At 74.0% G+C, this 18,914-nt stretch carries 18 protein-coding genes; 5 read left to right on the top strand and 13 right to left on the bottom strand.

The features are described 5' to 3' along the window. Window positions 1-66: 66 nt before the first annotated feature. The 4 genes from ACIQCH_RS19190 to ACIQCH_RS19175 all read right to left on the bottom strand — a co-directional run bounded on the left by ACIQCH_RS19190 (window position 67) and on the right by ACIQCH_RS19175 (window position 5,378). Window positions 67-876: a 4'-phosphopantetheinyl transferase family protein gene (locus ACIQCH_RS19190; protein WP_402582283.1), complete on the bottom strand. Its 810-nt coding sequence runs from the start codon at window positions 874-876 to the stop codon at window positions 67-69. 184 nt (window positions 877-1,060) lie between these two features. Then, on the bottom strand, window positions 1,061-2,866 hold the full coding sequence (locus ACIQCH_RS19185) for an acyl-CoA dehydrogenase (RefSeq protein ID WP_402582281.1): 1,806 nt from the start codon (window positions 2,864-2,866) through the stop codon (window positions 1,061-1,063). Between the two features lie 26 nt (window positions 2,867-2,892). Further along, the gene (locus ACIQCH_RS19180) at window positions 2,893-3,846 is read right to left on the bottom strand and encodes an aromatase/cyclase (RefSeq protein WP_402582279.1); all 954 of its coding nucleotides are present in this window, start codon (window positions 3,844-3,846) and stop codon (window positions 2,893-2,895) included. Window positions 3,847-4,199: 353 nt separating this feature from the next. Beyond that, window positions 4,200-5,378 (bottom strand): hypothetical protein, encoded by a 1,179-nt coding sequence (locus tag ACIQCH_RS19175; RefSeq protein ID WP_402582277.1) that lies wholly within the window; start codon window positions 5,376-5,378, stop codon window positions 4,200-4,202. A gap of 368 nt (window positions 5,379-5,746) precedes the next feature. Between ACIQCH_RS19175 and ACIQCH_RS19170 the strand changes: the two genes are divergently transcribed. Further along, window positions 5,747-5,971, top strand: coding sequence for a DUF6059 family protein (locus ACIQCH_RS19170; protein ID WP_402582275.1), 225 nt, complete (start codon window positions 5,747-5,749; stop codon window positions 5,969-5,971). Between the two features lie 121 nt (window positions 5,972-6,092). Here ACIQCH_RS19170 and ACIQCH_RS19165 read toward each other — a convergent pair whose 3' ends face one another. The 5 genes from ACIQCH_RS19165 to ACIQCH_RS19145 all read right to left on the bottom strand — a co-directional run bounded on the left by ACIQCH_RS19165 (window position 6,093) and on the right by ACIQCH_RS19145 (window position 11,019). Then, window positions 6,093-6,407 carry an acyl carrier protein gene (locus tag ACIQCH_RS19165; RefSeq protein WP_402582273.1) on the bottom strand — a complete coding sequence of 105 codons (315 nt, stop codon included), beginning with the start codon at window positions 6,405-6,407 and terminating at the stop codon, window positions 6,093-6,095. Between the two features lie 100 nt (window positions 6,408-6,507). Beyond that, entirely contained in the window at window positions 6,508-7,737 is a 1,230-nt protein-coding gene (locus ACIQCH_RS19160) for a beta-ketoacyl synthase N-terminal-like domain-containing protein (RefSeq protein WP_402582403.1), read from the bottom strand. A 107-nt stretch (window positions 7,738-7,844) separates the two neighbouring features. Continuing rightward, on the bottom strand, window positions 7,845-9,119 hold the full coding sequence (locus ACIQCH_RS19155; protein WP_402582271.1) for a beta-ketoacyl-[acyl-carrier-protein] synthase family protein: 1,275 nt from the start codon (window positions 9,117-9,119) through the stop codon (window positions 7,845-7,847). After that, complete coding sequence (locus ACIQCH_RS19150) at window positions 9,116-9,934, bottom strand: thioesterase II family protein (RefSeq protein ID WP_402582269.1); 819 nt, start codon at window positions 9,932-9,934, stop codon at window positions 9,116-9,118. The genes ACIQCH_RS19155 and ACIQCH_RS19150 overlap by 4 nt, the downstream gene beginning before the upstream one ends. Before the next feature lie 263 nt (window positions 9,935-10,197). Then, complete coding sequence (locus ACIQCH_RS19145) at window positions 10,198-11,019, bottom strand: BTAD domain-containing putative transcriptional regulator (protein WP_402582267.1); 822 nt, start codon at window positions 11,017-11,019, stop codon at window positions 10,198-10,200. A gap of 306 nt (window positions 11,020-11,325) precedes the next feature. On the opposite strand from ACIQCH_RS19145, the gene ACIQCH_RS19140 reads away from it, so the two are divergent. Together ACIQCH_RS19140 and ACIQCH_RS19135 are read left to right on the top strand one after the other, a co-directional pair. Next, the gene (locus tag ACIQCH_RS19140; RefSeq protein ID WP_402582266.1) at window positions 11,326-11,553 is read left to right on the top strand and encodes a hypothetical protein; all 228 of its coding nucleotides are present in this window, start codon (window positions 11,326-11,328) and stop codon (window positions 11,551-11,553) included. 174 nt (window positions 11,554-11,727) lie between these two features. Further along, window positions 11,728-12,687 carry a BTAD domain-containing putative transcriptional regulator gene (locus ACIQCH_RS19135; protein WP_402582264.1) on the top strand — a complete coding sequence of 320 codons (960 nt, stop codon included), beginning with the start codon at window positions 11,728-11,730 and terminating at the stop codon, window positions 12,685-12,687. A 173-nt stretch (window positions 12,688-12,860) separates the two neighbouring features. Here the strand turns inward: ACIQCH_RS19135 and ACIQCH_RS19130 are convergent, their stop codons facing one another. From ACIQCH_RS19130 to ACIQCH_RS19115, 4 genes are all read right to left on the bottom strand, one after another. After that, window positions 12,861-13,688: a BTAD domain-containing putative transcriptional regulator gene (locus tag ACIQCH_RS19130; RefSeq protein WP_402582262.1), complete on the bottom strand. Its 828-nt coding sequence runs from the start codon at window positions 13,686-13,688 to the stop codon at window positions 12,861-12,863. 536 nt (window positions 13,689-14,224) lie between these two features. Continuing rightward, a complete protein-coding gene (locus ACIQCH_RS19125) occupies window positions 14,225-14,845 on the bottom strand; it encodes a ScbR family autoregulator-binding transcription factor (protein ID WP_402582260.1) in 621 nt (206 codons plus the stop codon). A gap of 11 nt (window positions 14,846-14,856) precedes the next feature. After that, a complete protein-coding gene (locus ACIQCH_RS19120; RefSeq protein WP_402582258.1) occupies window positions 14,857-16,449 on the bottom strand; it encodes an acyl-CoA carboxylase subunit beta in 1,593 nt (530 codons plus the stop codon). Between the two features lie 122 nt (window positions 16,450-16,571). Further along, window positions 16,572-16,778 (bottom strand): acyl-CoA carboxylase subunit epsilon, encoded by a 207-nt coding sequence (locus ACIQCH_RS19115; RefSeq protein ID WP_402582256.1) that lies wholly within the window; start codon window positions 16,776-16,778, stop codon window positions 16,572-16,574. A 303-nt stretch (window positions 16,779-17,081) separates the two neighbouring features. Between ACIQCH_RS19115 and ACIQCH_RS19110 the strand changes: the two genes are divergently transcribed. Both ACIQCH_RS19110 and ACIQCH_RS19105 read left to right on the top strand, forming a co-directional pair. Next, window positions 17,082-18,032 (top strand): ScbA/BarX family gamma-butyrolactone biosynthesis protein, encoded by a 951-nt coding sequence (locus ACIQCH_RS19110; RefSeq protein WP_402582254.1) that lies wholly within the window; start codon window positions 17,082-17,084, stop codon window positions 18,030-18,032. Between the two features lie 215 nt (window positions 18,033-18,247). Further along, window positions 18,248-18,913: a ScbR family autoregulator-binding transcription factor gene (locus ACIQCH_RS19105; protein WP_402582252.1), complete on the top strand. Its 666-nt coding sequence runs from the start codon at window positions 18,248-18,250 to the stop codon at window positions 18,911-18,913. Window position 18,914: the final 1 nt, after the last annotated feature.

Raw genomic sequence — 18,914 nt, 5'->3', positions numbered from 1 at the left:
CCGGGCCGCTGACGGATCGCTGACACGGCTAGGACTGCGCCGCAGGATCGCCGGAAACCCGCCGGATCAACGCCCGTTCAGGCTCATCGCCGACAGGAACCCCTGGTCGAGCATGGTGCCGGCGGACGTGTCGTCCGCGGTGCACAGTCCCGCGTCGTGGCAGGCGGTGCTCACCAGGTAGCGGCCCATCACCTCGTGCGTGGCGAAGCCCCACTCGCCCCGGGTGGCGGCACTGCCGTCCGGGGCGTGCAGCTTCAGGCCCCGCCCGAAGCCGAACTCCTTGAAGCCGAGCCGCAGCCCCTGCCCCAGCGCCTTGGTGTACGCCTCCTTCAGGGTCCACAGTCTCAGCGCGTGCGGCACCCGCTGCTCCTCCGGCAGCCCCGCGATCTCCGCCGCCTCGGTGGCGGTCAGGATCTGCGCCTCCAGGAGGTCCAGCCGGACCGTGCGCCCGGTCGGCTCCACGTCCACCCCGATCCGGCCGGTGCGGCTGAGCCCCACGGCCATCAGGTCCCCGGTGTGCGACAGGCTGAGCTCGATCTGGTCGAAGCCGCGCAGGTACGGGCGCCCGCCGAGCCGGTACGCCAGGTCCAGGTACTCGGGCTCGATCCCGAGGGCCTCGCCGGCCGTGCACTTGATGAGCAGCCGGGCGGCGGCGAAGCGGTAGCGGACGGTGGGGTCGGGGGTGCGGCGGTAGCGCTCCCAGTCCGAGCCCAGCAGTTCACGCAGCCGGGGGGCCGTCAGGACGCTCGGCAGCCATTCGGTCCACGTCGTGTAGACCACCGCGTTGCCGAGCTCCGCCAGGCTCTCCCGTACTCCGTGCCACGGCCCGTCCGGCCGTGGCACGTGCACCGGTACGGCACACGTCACCTGGTTCATCGTCGCCTCCCATCTCGTGCCGGCCGCCCCGTCCCGCGGCGGCGGCCGGCGTCGGGCCGAGGCGCTCGTCCGACGCCCCGGCGGAGCCCCGCGCGGCGGGGCACGTCCGTGCGCGGTGGCAGGGCGCAGGGGGCGGGCCGCGCGTGGCGGCCGGAGCCCGTCGGGCCCGGGGCCCGACGTCCCGTCAGCCCGCGAGCTGCGTCCCGTACAGGTCGAGGCTGCGCCGCTGCCGGCAGCGGTGCAGCGCCTCGCCCAGCACCTCCTCGACGACCCCGTCGGGCAGGTCCGCCACCGTGACGCCCAGCCGGCGCCCGATGCGGCTGAGGGCGAGCACCGCCCAGGCCGGATTCCCGAGGAACGGGTCGCCGGCTCCTGCCTGCCCCTCCCAGACCCCCAGCACCGCGGCTGCGGACAGCACCAGTGCGTAGCGGTCGGCCAGCGCGCAGGCCTGCGGGTCGAAGGCCCCGCTGAGCGCGGCGCACCGGGCGCGCAGCACCCGCAGCTCCGCCACGAAGGCCCCCGCGAGGTCGGCCAGTGCCGCCTCGATCGGCCCCTGCCCGGTGCGGCCCTCCAGACGGCCCGCGACCCCCACCAGCGTGGCGGTGAGCAGGTCGTCCGTGCCGGAGTGGGCCAGCCGCCGGTGGTCGAACGGGGGCAGCGGCGCGCCCGGCCGGAACAGTTCGGCGGGCGGCTCCGGGGTACGGAACCAGGCCGACCGGGCCAGGGCCGGCAGCTGCGGCACGATCACCGCCTGGCAGACGGCGGTGCCCGCGTGCCCGAGGCCGGCCACCGGCAGGTCGCGCACGAGCTTCTGGTAGCCGCCGTACCGCGGACCGCGGTCGTAGCCGCGGCCGCCGAGCACCGTGGCCAGCTCCTCCAGGTCCTCGCGCAGCAGGTCCGGCATGGTGTACTTCACGGCCGCGCCCAGCAGGTACGACTCCTCGGGCATCAGGCTCATCGCCCGCATCCCGGTGACCGCCATGGCGTCGCAGGCCAGCACGTCGGCGAAGACCCCGGCGAGCACCTTCTGCCAGCGGCGGGAGGGGCGTCCGTCGGGCCGGTTCTCGGTGGCCGCGCGCACCGCCGACCGCAGCACGCTGTCGACGCCCGCGAGGACGGTGCCGGGAATCAGGCAGTGGCTGGTCTGGAAGCTGCGCAGGGCCAGCGACACCCCGTCGCCGACCGTGCCGACCAGCGCGTCGTCCGGCAGTGCCACGCCGGCGAGTTCGAGGCCGGAGAAGTGCGCCCCGCGCATGCCGGGCATCTCCACCCGGCCGAGCCGGCGCACCTCGCCGGCCGGCGGCTCGCCGGGGCCCAGCACCAGCACGGAGTGGCTGCGGGGCCCGTCCTCGCGGGAGGTGCGGGCGTACATGACGAACGCGTCGGCGCGGTGGGCGTTGATGACCACGTCCTTGCGGCCGTCGACCAGCCATCCGCCGCCGGGGCGCCGCTCGGCGCCCATCTCGTTGCGCAGGATCGCGTTGGCGTGCGCCACCTCGCGGTGCACGATCGTCGCGCGGCCGCCGCCGAGGAGCACGTCGGCCAGGGAGCGCTGCTGGCCCTCGTCCCCGGCGGTCCACACCGACGAGGCCGCGAACAGGGACGTGATGCCGAAGCCGTAGCCCAGGGCCAGGTCGCGGCGGAACAGCGGCCGCAGGACGCGGGCCAGTTCCTCCAGGCCGGCGAGCCGACCGCCGAGGTCCCGGGGGACGAACTCGGCGGCCATCCCGGCCTCCGCGAGCAGTTCCTCGGTGGCCTCGGGCGTCTCGCGGGCCTCGTCGGCACGGAGCAGGGCGAGGTGCCCGTGCGGGTTCGCGGGGTCGAACGGGTCGCCGAGCGCGGCCTCCAGCCGGGCCGCCCGCAGCGGCTCGGTGGCCTGCGGCGGGCCCACGGCGGTACCGGTCCCCGGCGCCGCGGCCCGTACCCGGGCGGCGGTGCCGGCTGCGGTACCGGAAGGGGTGTCCCGTGCGGGGGCGTGGGTGTCCCGCACGGGGGCTTGGTCGGTCCCGGCCGCGCTCACAGGACGCGGACCGCGCCGAGGGCGTACTGCGTGGCGTACCGCAGTACGGACAGGCCGGCCTGGCCGAGCGCGTCGCGCAGGTGGTGACCGGCGGCGACGGCGTCGGTGCCCTCGCCGAGCACCCGCTCGATGCTGTCCTCGTCGAGCAGCACGTGGTGGCGGGCCGTCAGGTTCACGCCCGTCTCGTCGGGTTCGATGGCCCACTCGCCCGCGTGCGCGGTGAGCAGCGGCGAGGTCCGGGTCTGCTTGTAGACGATCCGCTGGGCGGCGGGGAAGCAGATCCGCACGGACTCGGTGCTGTGCGCGCCGCCGTCGATGGACATGCTGCCCATGGACACCAGCTGCACGCCGGGCTCGTCCTCGACCAGGTCGAGGCGGGTGACGTGGGGCAGTTCGGCGGGCCAGTCCTCCGCCTGGTACAGGAATTCGAAGATCAGCTCGGCGGGGGCGTTGACGCGGATGGTGTCCTCGAAAGACCACACCAGGTCGTCCAGCCGGGTCCAGGACCGGGCGAGCTCCGCCAGCCGGTCGAGCTGGGAGCTGCTGTTGGCGGCCGTGACGTCCTCGATCCAGGCGACGGCGGCGGGATCGTCGCCGTCGACGGTGAAGGAGTGCTCCAGGATCACCCGGGAGCGGTCGCCGAGCGGCTCCACGGTCCACACCCCGCCCATGGTCCGGGCCGGGGCGGCGGGCACGTCCATGGTGAACTCCACGCGCAGCCGCTGCACGTCCAGACGGCGGCTGGAGATCCAGGACTTGACGGTGTCGCCCGCCGTGGCCCACATGCGCAGCCGCTCCCGCGTCCCGTCGAAGTCGAGCTGTTCGACGTGGACACAGGGCGGGAAGAACAGCGGCCACCGTGTCGCGTCCGCGATCAGCCCGTACAGCACACCGGCCGGGGCCTCCGCGATCACTTCGTGGACCGTGCGGTGCACTCGTGCATCCGACATCCTCCACACCCTCCTCTTCAGTACTCCGGCCGGCTGCGACCACCGCGTGCGGGCGGGGCGCCGTGGCCGTGCCGGTCGGGCTCCGACCCCCGGCCGGCACGGATCCACCTGTGCCGGTGACCTCACACCGGCACGCCCGTCCGCCGCGCGTCGAGGCCCACGGCAGGTACTGCCGGACTCCGCCTCGGCCGGCGGGCGTGTCAACGACCCTGTCCGGAACCGCTCGCGGCCCGCCTGGGTCCCGGTCGAATCCGCACCGGGCCCGGCTCGGGCGGGCGGGGCACACGGTCCCGCCCGGCCCGGGGCTTGAGCGTTCCTCCAGCCGGAGCTCGCAGACTCGTCCGGCGGGCCGCTCAGGCGGCGTCACCCTGACGGGCGCCGCCGACACCGTCCCGGAGCCGATCACGGTCTCCGGCCGTGCCCGCTGTCCCGGCCGCCCACCCGGCCTCCCCCGTCCCGGTGGGCGGCACCGGGCGCCCTTCCCCGGCGCCGACCGCACCGGCCGGCGCCGCGGCGCCCGCCCGGCCGGCCGCGGGGACCCGGTCCGCCCGGACCGGCGGGCCCGCGACGGCGGCCACGTCCTGCACCAGCGCCCGGTGGCAACCGTCGGCCCGGAGTTCCCGCGCCATCGCCCGCCGCAGCAGCTCCCACGCCTGCGCGTGCCGCCACCAGCGGGCCCCGAAGCCGCCGGCCAGTACGGCCCGTACCGCGTCCCGCCACTCGTACGCCGCCGCCCCGAGCGCCCCGTCCGCCGTGCCGGCCTCCCGGTCGGCCCGCGCCCGCCGCTCGGCCTCCCGCTCGCAGGCGCGCAGCCAGCCCGCCACCGCCTCGGCGTCGTCCCGGGCCAGTCCCAGCCGCCCGAGGAGCTCCGGCTCCTGGACGAGCAGCCCGAGCAGCAGCTCCCAGCCCCGGGCCCGCACCGGGTCGAACTCCCAGCGCGCGGCGAGCGGTTCGCCGGCCGGGCGGAGCGCGTGCTCGGCGAGCCGGGCCACCGCGTGCTGGACGTACCGGACGGCCTCCGGCCCGACCTCCGTCGGCAGGGACAGCACCGAGAACCCGGGCAGCCGCACCGGGGTGACCGCCGGGTCCAGCCCCGGCCGGCGCAGCAGCTTGACCTTGTGGGCGGGCGGCAGCAGACCGTACCCGCGGGCCTGGCCGACGAGCCCGGTGAGCAGGTCCCCGAGCCGCGGCAGCGCCACCTCGGGCGGGGCCGGGAAGCCGGCCCCGTGATCGGGCCCGCCGGACCGCGCGGCCAGTCGGTCCAACGCGTCCTGCGGGCCGCCGGGCGGCGTCCGCACCAGTCGGGCCACCAGCCGCCCCAGCCCCAGGAACGCGATCTCGTCGGCGAACCGCTCCGCCCGCAGCGCCGCACGGCCGGCGTCGGCGCCCGCCACGCCCGCCCGGGCCAGCTGCAGTTCGGCGACCAGGTCCTCGATGTCCTCCACCGTCACGTCGTCGGCGCAGCCGCGCCACCCCGCGTCCGCGGGCACGAGCCGCGCCGGGCGGGCCTCTTCGAAGCCGTCGATGGTCATGCGGTGTCCTCCTCGTCGTCCCACGGGTCGCGACCCGACCGGCCACGCGGCCGGGGCGCCCGTCTGCCCCTCAGCGTCCGCACGCCGGTTCAGCTCGGCTGGAGCCCCGCTGGCCCCGCACCCGGGTCCGGTCCCGCTCCACCGGGCCCGGACCGGGCCTCGAGCACACGGGCGGACCGTGGCCGCACGCGGCTCGTCGCGGTACCGCGCGCCACGGCCCGGCGGCCGTCGCCCGGCCGTCCCGCGCGCCGCGGCCCGTTCTTCCAGGGCGAGCGTGCCGCCCCTGCCGCGCCGACCTTCCCGCGCCGCAGCTCCCCGCCCCGCTCCCCGCCCCGCCGACCGGCGGCCGACCACTGAAGGTGAGTGCCGTGAACCCGATCGGCATCGTCCGCGCCCTGTGGGACGGGTTCGCCGTCCTCGGGCTCCTGCACACCGTCGGCGAGAACCCGCCCGAGCCCTGCCCGGACCGCGGCCCCGCGGCCGGCGGCCCGCCGCTCGGCCACCCCGAACGGCTGTGCCCCGAGGTGCCGTTGAGCCCCCTGGAACGCCGACTGCGGCGCGAGCTGCGGCGCGCGCCCCGCGCCGGAGGCTGAGCCGGGCGGGCCCACGGGCCGGGCCGGCCCGCCGCGCCGGAGGCCCTGCCGCGCCGGACGCCGCGCCCTGCCGGACGCCCCGCCGAACCGGACGGCCCGCCATGCCGGACTGCCCGCCGAGCTACGCCGGGGCGGCGGCCGCGGCCCCGGGGTTCCGGGCCGCCCCGGCCCGGTGCTCCGCGAGCGCACGCCCGACGAGGCCGACGTACCGCCGGGGCGTCTCGGCCTCGTCCACGCCCTCCTCGTCGAGCGTGATCCCGTACCGCGCCTCGACCTCGCCGGTCAGCTGCAGGATCGCCAGGGAGTCGTACCCCAGCTCCAGGAACGGCACGTCCAGCACCTCCCCCGCGGACTCCTCCAGGCCGTCGAGGCCCTCGTCCGCGCCCGCGCAGCTCCGCAGCATGGCGAAGAGCTCGTCCGGTCCGAAGTGCTCCACTGGTCCTCCCCTCGCCGGAGTCCCCCGACGGGACCCGGACCTCACCCGGGTCCGCCGCGGGACCCGGCCGCCACCATCCGGTCCCGTGCGGGACCGCCCGTCAGGCCGCCACGGCCCGCACCACGGCGGCGGAGTTGAACCCGCCCCGCCCGCGGGCGAGCACCAGCGCCGTACGCAGCCCGGGCAGCCGCCGCGGCGCCCCGGTCACCAGGTCCAGCCGGTAGTCCGCAGCGACCCGTACGGTCCCGGTCGTCGGCGGCACGACCCCCGCGCGCAGCGCGAACAGCGCCGCCGCCACGTCGAGCGAGGAGCCGCCCGCGCCCAGCCGCCCGGTCATCGACTTCGGCGCCGTCACGGGCACCCCGTACGGACCGAACAGCGCCTCCAGCGCCGCCGCCTCGGCCCGGTCGGCGGCCGGCTCGCCGGCCGCGTCCGCGAACACGACGTCCACCTCGTGCGGGGCCAGCCGCGCGTCGGCGAGCGCCAGCTCGGCCGCCTCCCGCAGCCGCGGCAGGTCCGGTCCGCCGTCGAAGGTCGCGGCGCAGCCGGCCACCACCCCGTACGCCGTCGCCCCGCGCGCCGCCGCGGCGGCCGCGTCCTCCAGGACCAGCAGCGCCCCGCCCTCGCCCACGACATGGCCGCCCGCGGCCTCGTCGAAGGGCAGGTAGGCGCGGTCCGGATCGGGGACCGTGGTCATCCGGCCGTCGGCCAGGTGAGCCGCCCAGCCCCACGGGCACAGCGCCGAGTCGATCCCCCCGGTCACCATCAGGCTCACGCCCTTGCGGATCTCCCGACGGGCCCGGGCGATGGCGTCGATGCCGCCGGCCTGCTCGCTGACGAGCGCGGTGCCCGGGCCGCGCAGCGCGTGCCGGATGGAGATCTGGGCCGTGTTGGCGGCGTGGAACCACGCGAAGGACTGGTACGCGCTCACGTACTTGGTGCCCTTGCCCCACAGCGCCTCCAACCCGCGCTGCCCGAACTCGGTGCCCCCGGCGGAACTGGCGGTGATGACGCCCGCGCCGTAGCCGGACAGGGCGGCCGGGTCGGCGCCGGAGTCCTCCAGCGCCTCCTTCGCCGCGACCAGGCCCAGGCGCGTGACCCGGTCGGTGGAGGGCAGCAGCCGGCTGGGGATGTGGTCCTCGTCGACGAACCCGGTGATCTCGCCCGCGATCCGCACCGGGTAGCCGGAGGCGTCGAACCGGCTGATCGGGCGGATGCCGTTGGCCCCCGCCAGCAGCGCCCGCCACCACGCCCCCGCGTCGAGCCCGTTGGGGGCGACCACGCCGATGCCGGTGACGACCACCTCGGCGGCCGGCCGTTCGGCGGGCACGTCGAACCGCTCCAGATCATCGGGGCCCGGCCCGTCGGCACCCGGCGGACCGGTCCGACCGTTAACGCCGTTAACGCTGCTGCCACCCCACACGCCACTCCCGTCCCTCACGCCGCCTCCCGCAGCCGCGGCCGGGTCAGCACCGTCGCCGCGTGGAAGCCCCCGAAGCCGCTGGCCACGCTCAGCACCGTGCTGGTGCGCTGCTCGCGCGCGAACAGCGGCGTGTAGTCCAGGTCGCAGGTCGGGTCCGGCTCCCGCAGGTTCGCCGTCGGCGGCACCGTGCTGTGCTGGATGGTCAGCACGCTGGCCACCACGTCCAGGGCGCCCGCCGCTCCCAGCGCGTGTCCGATCATCGACTTGATGGAGCTGACCGGTACCCGCCGGGCGTGGTCGCCGAGGCCCAGCTTGAAGGCGTGCGTCTCGTGCCGGTCGTTGTGCCGCGTGCCCGCGCCGTGCGCGTTGACGTAGTCCACGTCCACCGGGTTCAACCGCGCCTCGTCGAGCGCCGCCCGGATGGCGTCGGCCATCTCCTCGCCGCCCGGCCGCAGCCCCGTCATGTGGTGGGCGCTGCTGTACGAGGCGAAGCCGGACAGCTCCGCGTACACCCGGGCCCCGCGCCGCCGGGCGTGCTCGAGCTCCTCCAGGACCACCACGGCCGCGCCCTCGCCGAGGACGAACCCGTCGCGGGTCCGGTCGAAGGGCCGGCAGGCGGTCGCCGGGTCCTCCTTGCGCGGGCTGGTGAGCTGGATCCGGTCGAAACAGGCCATGGCGATCGGGGAGATCGGCGCCTCCGCCCCACCTGCGACCATCACGTCCACGCTGCCCTCGCGGATCAGCTCGGCGGCGTGGCCGATGGCGTCCAGACCCGAGGTGCAGCCGCTGGAGACCACGCCCACCGGACCCTGCGCCCCGCTGTCCCGCGCCACCACCGCCGCGAGCGAGCTGGGCACGAGGTAGTCGTAGAGGTGCTCGGCGGCCTTGGAGTGGTCCAACGTCCAGGTCGCACCGAAGTCGCTGAGCAGCGCGTACTGGGTGGCCAGCCCCGTGGTGCAGCCGGCCGCGCTGCCCAGGCTCACACCGGTGCGCAGCGGGTTCCCCGTCGCCAGGACCTCGGCCAGGCCGCTGTCGCCCACCGCCTCGCGTGCGCTGACCAGCGCGAACTGCGCGGCCCGGTCCAGGCGCTCGGTGTCGGCGAGGGTGAAGCCGTGCGCGGTGGCGTCGAAGTCCACCTCGGCCGCCACCTGCGAGCGGTGGCCGGACGCGTCGAAGAGGGTGACGCCGCGCGTGGCCGTACGCCCGGACGTGAGCAGCGACCAGAAGGCGCCGGTGCCGATGGCGCCGGGGGCGACCACGCCCACACCGGTGATGACGACGCGCTTCACCGGACACCGCCCGCGGTGCGGACCGCGACCGGCCCGGGTCCGGGCGTACCGGGTGCGACGGCCACGTGCTCCCGGCAGGCGGCCCCGATCAGCGCCGGCAGCGCCTCGTCCCCCGCGAAGAAGTGGTCGCCGACCAGGGTGCGCACCGTGATGGGGCCGGTGGTCCACTCCCGCCACTCCTGCAGGGCGGTGGGGACGGCCAGCGGGTCGTCGCTGCCCGCGAAGACGAGCACGGGTACGTTCACGGGTCCTCCGGTGGCGGGGTCCATCGCCGCCTGCCGCAGGGCCTTGGCCAGCCGCAGGTCGTCGCGCAGGACGGGCAGGACGGAGCGGTGCCACAGCCCGCCGGGCCGGGCGGCCTCCCCCTTCGGCAGCGAGCCGAGGTCTCCGAGGAGCGGCAGCAGTTGCTCGTCCGGGGCTTCCGCCGCGCTCATCAGGGCGGCCGTCGCGTGCGGCGGCAGGCAGGCTCCGACCGCGAGGAACAGGGGCGGGGGCGCCCCTTCGTCGGCCAGGGCGCGGGTCAGGGTGTAGGCGACGAGCGCGCCGAGGCTGTGGCCGTACAGCGCGTACGGGCCGGCCTGCGCCGCCTCCAGCAGCGGGCCGAGCAGGTCGGCCAGGAGGCCGGAGCGGTCGGTGACGCGCGGTTCGCGCCGGCGGTTGTCGCGGCCGGGCAGCAGCAGCGCCGCCACGTCCACCGCGGGGCCGGCCGCGACGGGCCAGCGGCGGTAGCTGGCCACGCCCGCGCCCGCGTGGGCGAGGCAGTGGAGCCGAACCCGCTGCTCCACCGCCTCGTCGGCCGTGGTCAGGGAAGCCATGCGTCGCCCTCCTCCGGGAAACTGTTCCGGCGTACCGCCGGGCAGCGCGCCGGCTGCGGGCCGAGTCTCGCCATCACGGCTGGAGCGGGACTCGACTCCCGCCGGGTACGGCGCACCGGCCGGGGCCGCGCGCGGAATGACGGTCCACACTCCGCACGCACCCGCGGCCGGCGTCCCGCTCGCGCCCTCAGCCGGCATCGCGCTCGCGGCCGCGGGTCACCCCGCGGGCGCGAGCACGGTCCGTCCCCCGCCCGGACGTCCGCTCACGCCGCGTACAGGTCGAAGGTGGAGGTGTGGCGCGGCCCGGCGACCACGTCCAGGCGCGGGTCGACCGCGAGCATCGCCTGGTGCAGCCGCTGGAGCTGCGGCGACGGTTCGACGCCGAGCTCGTCGATCAGCCGCTGGCGCATCCGGCGGTAGACGTCGAGCGCGGACGCCTGCCGGCCGGACCGGTAGAGCGCGACCATCGCCTGCGAGTGCAGCCCCTCGTGCTGGGGGTGACGCGCGATCAGATCGGTGAGCTCGGCGATCAGTTCGACGTGGCGGCCCAGGCGCAGGTCCGCGTCGATCCGGCGCTCGCGCGTCACCAGCCGGCTCTCCTCCAGGCGCATGACCTCGATGTCGAGGATCGGTCCCACGCGCACGTCGACCAGCGCGGGCCCTTCCCACAGGTCGAGGGCCTCGCGCAGACACTTGGAGGACCGCCCGTCCTCACCGTTCTCGAAGGCCTGCTGGCCCTCGGCCACCAGCCGCTCGTACGCGTGCACGTCGACGGATTCGGCCGGTACCTGGAGCAGGTAGCCGCCGTAGCGGGTGGCCAGGACGTCCTTGGCGGAGCCCGGGACGTCCGGCCCCATCGCGGTGCCCAGGCGGCGGCGCAGTTGGAGGATGTACGTCTGGAGCGTGGTGAGCGCGCTCTGGGGCAGGTCGGCGCCCCATATCTCTTCCATCAGGGTGGGCACGGGCACGACCCTGCCCGGGTAGAGGGCGAGCAGCGCCAGGATCTGGCGAGGCTTGCCGGCGGTCGGGACGATGGACACCCCGTTGACTTCGGCATCCAATGGGCCCAGAACTTTAATCTTCATGATTCCCCTCCCAGCCTTGTCAGGCCGCCATCACTTTCCGGCCGGTAGTAAACCTTTCGACACTGCCGCATTCCGGCCTTTTCTGTCATGGGCGTGGACCTAAGGCCAGGGGCACCATATCCTTCGACAACCCGCTCCCCTCCGATGGTCAAGCACGGCTCGAGCCCCTCTCCAAGAAATACCGAGACGCGTCGACGAAACGTCGCTGACAAGGCACTGACAAAGCACTGACGGGCACTCGGTGAGCAGTCATCGGGTTTTCCCGGTACCTTTCCGCGCACCGTGCGCGCTGTTAGCTTTCCGGCCATGGCGACCGATACGACGGCGCGCTGCGCCGACCCGCTGACCCGAGGCCTGTTCGGCCCGGCCGGCCCGGGCGTTACCGCGGGACTGCCGGCTCTGCCGGGGCTGCCCGAGCCGCAGGTCCTGCTGGGCATGTTGGGCACCTGGCACGGCCGGGGGGTCCAGGTGGGCTTCCCCGATCTCACGGCCGAACATTTCCGGCCCCGCCTCCCGGCCAGGCCCGCAGCCTGAAAGGGGCTCGAGAAACCCTCCACGATTCCCGACGGGGGCGACGGGCATCGGGCGTCGTGCCGCGAAAGCACCTACGCTCCGATGGGAGAGGAAGGGCCCGCGGATATTCCGAAGGGAATACCGGCGGCAGATCTCCGGCAGCAGACCTCTCAAGCCTTCCCGTGTGAGGATGAGATGAAGTTTCGGATCCTGGGGCCCGTCCAGGCCTTCGACGAACGAAGCGGTGTTCTGGTCGTGCCGGCGGGAGCCAAACAGCGCGCGCTGCTCGGAGCTCTCGTCGTAAAGGCGGGCCAGGTCGTCTCCGCCGACCGGCTCGTCGACGAACTGTGGAGCGAGCACCCGCCGGCCAACGCCGCCAACGCCCTCCAGGCCCATGTGGCGCGGCTTCGCCGGCTGCTGTCCGTCCCGCCCCCCGTCGCCGGGGAGCCGCCCCGCGAGTGGCTGGTGACCCGGCCGCTCGGCTACGTGCTGCGGCTGGGGGACGCCGACACCGACGCCCGGCACTTCCAGCGGCTCGCCGCCGAGGGGCGCGACCTCGCCCACACCGACCCCGGCCGCTCCGCCGACGTGCTGCGCCGAGCCCTGGCGCTGTGGCGCGGCCCCGCCCTGGAGGGCAGCGGCCGGGGCGCCATCTGCTCCGTCGAGGCCTCGCTGCTGGAGGAGAGCCGGATCGTCGCCCTGGAGTCGCTGTACGACGCGTGCCTGCGGGCCGGTCGGGCCGGCGAGATCACGGGCGAGCTGGAGGAGCTCATCGCCTCCCACCCGCTGCGCGAGCGCTTCTACGAGCTGCTGATGACCGCGCTGTACCGGTGCGGGCGCCAGGCGGAGGCGCTGCGGGTGTACGAGCGCGCGCGCCGTCGGCTCGTCCACGACCTGGGCGTCGAGCCGGGCCCGGTCCTGCGCGGCCGCATGGAGGCGGTCCTGCACCATCAGGACCCCGCCACGGCCCGGCCCGTCGGCTCCCCGGCCGCAGGGCCGGCGCCGGCGCCCGCGGCGGGCGACGGGCCGAGCGTGAGCCTGCTGCACACCGAACTCGCCAGCCTGCGCCGCCACGTCGAGCGCCTGACCCGCGAACAGCGGGACCTGGTCTGCCGCCTGGAGGCCCTCACCGCGGCGCACGCGGCCAGGTCCTGACGCCGCCCGTCCTGCGGGCGCCCGGCGGCACGAGACCGCGCGGAAACACCGGAGCCCTTCCTCGGACCCGCGGTAGGCGGGCCGGAGGAAGGGCTCCGAAGGTTGCAGGGCACCGGGCGCCGGTGGGCAGGACGGCCACCGCACCGGTCCGCGCCCGCCGCCGCACCGTCGGTTCACCGGGCCACGAGCCGCCCCCCGGAAGCCCCGGCCGCCGCGGGCGACGACACGGTCTCCGGGTTCGCCGTGAGGATGAACCGCTGCAGCCGGCTCAGGGCTGCGGAGGGCTCCAGTCCCAGCTCCGACACGAGCGTCGTGCGCAGCCGCTGGTAGACGTTGAGCGCCTCACCGCGCCGCCCGGAGCGGTGCAGGGCCAGCATGAACTGGCCGTGCAGGCTCTCGTGCATCCGGTACTGGTTGACCAGGACGGTGAGCTCCGACAGCAGCTCGCGGTGCCGGCCCAGCCGGAGGTCGGCCTCGATGCGCTGGTCGAGCGCGCACAGCCGGGCCTCCTCCAGGCGCTGGACCTCCATCTGGATCTGGCTGCCGACCTGGACGTCGGTGAGGGCGGGGCCGGTCCACAGCGACAGGGCGTCCGCCAGCCGGCGCGAGGCGCCCTGGTGGTCGTCGGCGTCCATCGCCCGGTAGCCGGCGCCGGCCCGGCGCTCGAACTCCCGGTAGTCCACGGTCCCGCCGCGGGACTCCAGCCGGTAGCCGCCCGGGAGGGTGGCCAGGACGTCCTTGGCCGTGCAGCGCTCGTTCTCGCCCCGGCCGAGCGCCTCGCCGATCAGCTCGCGCAGCTGGAGCACGTAGGTCTGCAGCGTCGTGCGGGCGCTGCGCGGCGGGTTCTTGCCCCACAGCTCCTCGATCAGCGTGGAGACCGGGACCATCTGATCGGCGTGCAGCGCGAGCAGGGCCAGGACCTGACGCGGCTTCGGGGCGGTCGGCGTGACGGACAGGCCGTTCTCGGTGACCGACAGCGCTCCGAGCAGGTTGATGTCCACGTACTCCCCCAAAGGTCGCCTGGCGGCCGATGCCCGGCCCGCCGCGTTTCCCGTCCTGCGTTGGCCGCTCTGTCGGGGTCCGGTCGCGACGGCACGACCGGACCACTTGATAAAAAAACAGCGCAGTTGGTTTGTCAATCCCACCGACTTCACGCCAGGATCGCGACCTCCATATCCAGCCATTCTCTGATCGCATACGACCGGGTTCATACGTGATGAAATCGGTCATTTCAGCGGCATATACCGTTCCTTTACCGCCACGAATCGCCCGTCGCCAACGAAAGCAAGCCAGCACGACGTGGCCGGAACGACCGTTGCGGCTTCAAACAAAAGCCCCGAGGCCTGCGCAGCGCGCAGATCTCGGGGCAATCGACCCATCTCCCCCTGGAAATCGGCCTCTTGGCAGCTAACAGGCCCCTCCAGGGGCATCATGGAGAGGACCCGCTAAGAGACCGTACGGTCTCTTAGCGGGTCCACCAGGGGCCACACAGGCCCCACAACCACCTCTTGGGCCTCTCAGGCCGCCAGGGGTCTCCTCACGCTCCCTGCGTTCCCTTGGCGTTCAGCACCGCGAGCAGCTCCGGCGACGCCAGCGTCGGCAGCAACAGCTCCCAGAACTGCGTGATCGTGCGGGGAGCCAGCCAGGCCGGATCCCGGGCCCCGAGCACCTCGAAGCCCACCGTCGCCCCCACCACCGCCGTCACGATCCCCTCCGACTCGGCGACGGAGCGCAGCTCGCCCACCTCACCGGCCTCCCGGACGAGTCCCTCGACCCACTGCTGCCAGTAGGTGCGCGGGTCGGCCGCCGGTACCCAGGCCGCGTCGCTGCAGAGCACGAACCCGGCCCGCAGCACCACGTCCGACGTCAGCCCGCGCGCCAGGGCGTGCGTGACGTCGACGAGGCGCTGCAGCCTGCTCCCGGCACCCGGCGACGCCTCGCCGATCAGCGCTTCCAGCCGCCTCACCGCGGCCGCCTCGACGGCCTCCGCCAGGGCGACCTTGCTGCCGAAGTGGAAGTGCAGCGCACCGTTGCTCACCCCGGCCCGCGTGCTGATCTCGGTCAGCGACGCGACCGTGAAGCCGTCCCGGTCGACGACCTCGGCCGCGGACCTGATCAGGGCTTCCCGGGTTCGCAACGCGCGTTGCTGTCGTGCCATCGAGTACTCCGTTACTGCGGGGGGTTGCCGTGCTTGCGGGACGGCAGGTCGGCGTGCTTGCTGCGGAGCATCGCGAGGGCGTTGACGAGCACCTCGCGGGTCTCGGCGGGGTCGATGACGTCGTCGACGAGGCCGCGCTCGGCCGCGTAGTACGGGTGCATCAGCTCGGCCTTGTACTCCTTGACCATCTGCGCCCGGGTGGCCTCGGGGTCGTCCGACTCGGCGATCTGCTTGCGGAAGATGACGTTGGCGGCGCCTTCGGCACCCATGACCGCGATCTCGTTCGTCGGCCACGCGTAGGTGAGGTCCGCGCCGATGGACTGGGAGTCCATGACGATGTACGCGCCGCCGTAGGCCTTGCGCAGGATCAGCGAGATCCGCGGCACGGTCGCGTTGCAGTACGCGTACAGGAGCTTGGCACCGTGACGGATGATCCCGCCGTGCTCCTGGTCGACACCCGGCAGGAAGCCGGGCACGTCCAGCAGCGTGATGATCGGGATGTTGAACGCGTCGCACATCTGCACGAACCGCGCGGCCTTCTCCGACGCCTCGATGTCCAGCACGCCGGCCAGCGTCTGCGGCTGGTTCGCCACGATCCCCACGACCTGCCCGTTCAGGCGGCCCAGGGCACAGATGATGTTGCGGGCCCAGCGCTCGTGGACCTCGAGGTACTCCCCGTCGTCGAGGACCTCCTCGATCACCGCGGCCATGTCGTACGGGCGGTTGCCGTCGGCCGGCACCAGGTCGAGGAGCACCTCGGAGCGGCGGCTCTGGGGATCCGAGCACGGCACGCACGGCGGGTACTCGCGGTTGTTCTGCGGCAGCATCGAGAGGAGGTAGCGCACCTCGGCGATGCAGGTCTCCTCGTCGTCGTACGCGAAGTGCGCGACACCCGAGGTGCCGGCGTGCACGTCGGCGCCGCCGAGGCCGTTCTGGGTGATCTCCTCACCCGTCACCGCGCGGACCACGTCCGGCCCGGTGATGAACATCTGCGAGGTCTCCCGGACCATGAACACGAAGTCCGTCAGCGCCGGCGAGTACGCGGCACCACCCGCACACGGGCCGAGCATCACCGAGATCTGCGGGATCACACCCGAGGCCCGGGTGTTGCGCTGGAAGATGCCGCCGTACCCGGCGAGCGCGGAGACGCCCTCCTGGATACGCGCACCCGCACCGTCGTTCAGGGACACCAGCGGGGCACCGGCCGCGATGGCCATGTCCATGATCTTGTGGATCTTCGTCGCATGGGCCTCGCCCAACGCACCACCGAAGATCCGGAAGTCGTGCGCGTACACGAAGACCGTACGGCCCTCGACCGTGCCCCAGCCGGTGATGACACCGTCGGTGTACGGGCGCCTGTCCTCCAGGCCGAAGCCGGTCGCCCGGTGCCGGCGCAGCTGCTCCACCTCACTGAACGACCCCGGGTCGAGCAGCAGCTCGATGCGCTCGCGCGCGGTCAGCTTGCCCTTGGCGTGCTGCGCCTCGGTGGCCCTCTCGCTCGGGCCGCTGACCGCCTGCGCACGGACCGCGTGCAGCTCGGCCACACGCCCGTGAGCGTCCGCCGCCTCCACAGAGGCCCGAGGAATGTCATTCGTAATCGTCACGACACGTCCCTCCCTCTCAAGGTGCGGCCCGATCGACAACCCACCCTAACAAACCGCATATGCGGTTTACGTGGTGCGGCTTGGCGCGCACACGAATCAGCCATCAGGTGAACCCGGCGCTTCTAACGCCAGCTGTACGGAGAGCGGTAACCCGCACTGGGCCGCTCGGGCCGCCACAGCGGAGCGTCGGGCGACTGGTCGTCGCCGGCTTCCTCGTCCCGCGCGGCCAGCAGCGAGCACAACACGACGGTGACCGCCGCCAGTTCCTCGTCGCTGGCGCTCCCGCGCTCCACTCGGAACGTGGGCCACGCGGTGTCGATTTCAACCATTCGCCCCTCCTCCGGCCTGGTCACCCACCGTCCGCCACGCACCTCAAGGACCGCTGTTGCCTTGCTTGAGATCTGGCTGGATCTGCCGTCCGGACCATCGCCTCCGCCCACCCCCTCCGACCTGGGACAAGACGGCACCGACGAGGAGGGTCGCGTGGCCGGAATCAGGGAGTCCGCAACCTGGCCGGGAGGAGGTTCTGGTTCCGGTAGAGGTTAAACCGGTTGGTATGTATGTTTTGGGCGCCGGGCCACCCCGTCGGAATTGTTCCGTTCCATCTCGCTACAGCGACCCAGAGGAAGCCAATGACTGCGAGCACGTTCGGCGTAGAACGCACTACAGACCTCCGGCACCTCAACCTGACCACGACCGTCCCCAAGGAGTTCGTGCATCGGGCCTCGGTCGCCGAGGTCATGCTCACCGACTGGCGGCGCGAGGACGAGACCCACGTCGCCCTCACCGGCCAGTGGCCCCGCAGCCACAGCTTCTTCACCCCGGTGGAGGACGGCCGGCACGACCCGCTGCTGGCCGCGGAGACCATCCGCCAGGCCGGCATCCTCGTCGCCCACGTCGAATTCGGGGTCCCGCTCGACCGCCAGTTCCTCGTGCACGACCTCCGTGTCGCCGTGCACCCCGAGCACATGGCCGTCGGTCACTCCCCCGCCTCGATCGACATCGCACTCACCTGCGCGACGATCAAGCGCCACCGGGGCGCTCTGACCGGTCTGCGGGTCGAGACCGTGATCCGGCGCGACGGGCACGTGGTGGCCACCGGCGGAGGCTCGTTCAGCTGCCTCACCCAGCCCGTCTACGAGCGGATACGCGCGTCCCGGCCGCTCAGCGACGCGGCCGGCCAGCCCACGCTCATCGCCCCGGCCGCCCCCCAGAGCGTCGGCCGGATGTCCCCCACGGACGTCGTGCTCTCGCCCATCGGGGAGCGCGACACCTGGCAGCTGCGCGTGGACACCCGCCATCCGGTGCTCTTCGACCACCCGGTCGACCACGTGCCGGGCATGCTCCTGATGGAGGCCGCCCGCCAGGCCGCGGCCGGCACGCTCGGCCGGTCCTCCCTCATGCCGCTGTCGATCTCCGCGGAGTTCCACCGGTACGTCGAACTGCACAGCCCCTGCCAGGTGACCGCCGTGCGGCTGCCGCAGCAGACCCGCGGGGCGAACCCCAAGGTCCTGGTCACGTGCCACCAGGAAGGCAGACTCTCCTTCACCGGGAACGTGACGGCACTCCCGTACCGTGCCTGAGCCGCCCTGTCCCGCTCCGCCGACGGGCGGAGCGGGACGGATCCCACCCGAGATCACCGAAATCCCCTTTGAACGGATGAAGGGCCAGACCCTTCCCATATTTCCGAGGGCTGTGCGAGGTCGTCCGCCACTGTAAGATACAGACTGGGCGGTTTCTTACTGACAACCCTCCACTTCGGACACACGCACACCCGACGGAGGGGAGGAGAGGCACCATGGCCGAGCAGGTCCGGGCCATCCGTACCCGGCGCGCCATCCTCACGGCCGCCGCCAAGGTCTTCGAGGAACGCGGCTACCGGGCCGCCACCATCGCCGAGATCCTCGCCGCCGCCGGCGTGACCAAAGGCGCGCTGTACTTCCACTTCCAGTCCAAGGAGGACCTGGCCCAAGGGGTCCTCGCCGAGCAGGACCAGCGCCTCCTGGTGCCCGAGCGCCAGTCGAAGGTGCAGGAGATGGTCGACATCGTGATGCTGCACGCCTACCGGCTGCAGACCGACCCCCTCGTCCGCGCGGGCGTCCGACTCTCCATGGACCAGCAGCCCGGCCTCGACCGCAGCGGCCCCTTCCTGCGCTGGAGCGAGGTCGGCCACGCACTGCTCACCCAGGCACAGGCGCAGGGCGAACTGCTGCCCCACGTCGTGCCCACCGAGACGTCGGACGTCGTCGTCGGTGCCTTCGCCGGCATCCAGTCCATGTCCCAGGCCATCAACGACTACCAGGACCTGACCCGCCGGGTCGCGGCCCTCCTGCGGCACCTGATGCCCAGCTTCGTCGTCCCGTCGGTCCTGGCCTCGCTGGACCTCACGGAGTCCCGCGGCTCCACGGTCTTCGGCGAAGCCTCCGCGCACCTGACCGACAGCGAAGCGGTGGCCCTCACGTAAC

Source organism: Streptomyces sp. NPDC093225 (assembly GCF_044753805.1).
Taxonomy (GTDB): Bacteria; Actinomycetota; Actinomycetes; order Streptomycetales; family Streptomycetaceae; genus Streptomyces.
The sequence above is the reverse complement of the archived record's forward strand: the minus strand, read 5'-3'. Positions and strand labels throughout refer to the sequence as shown.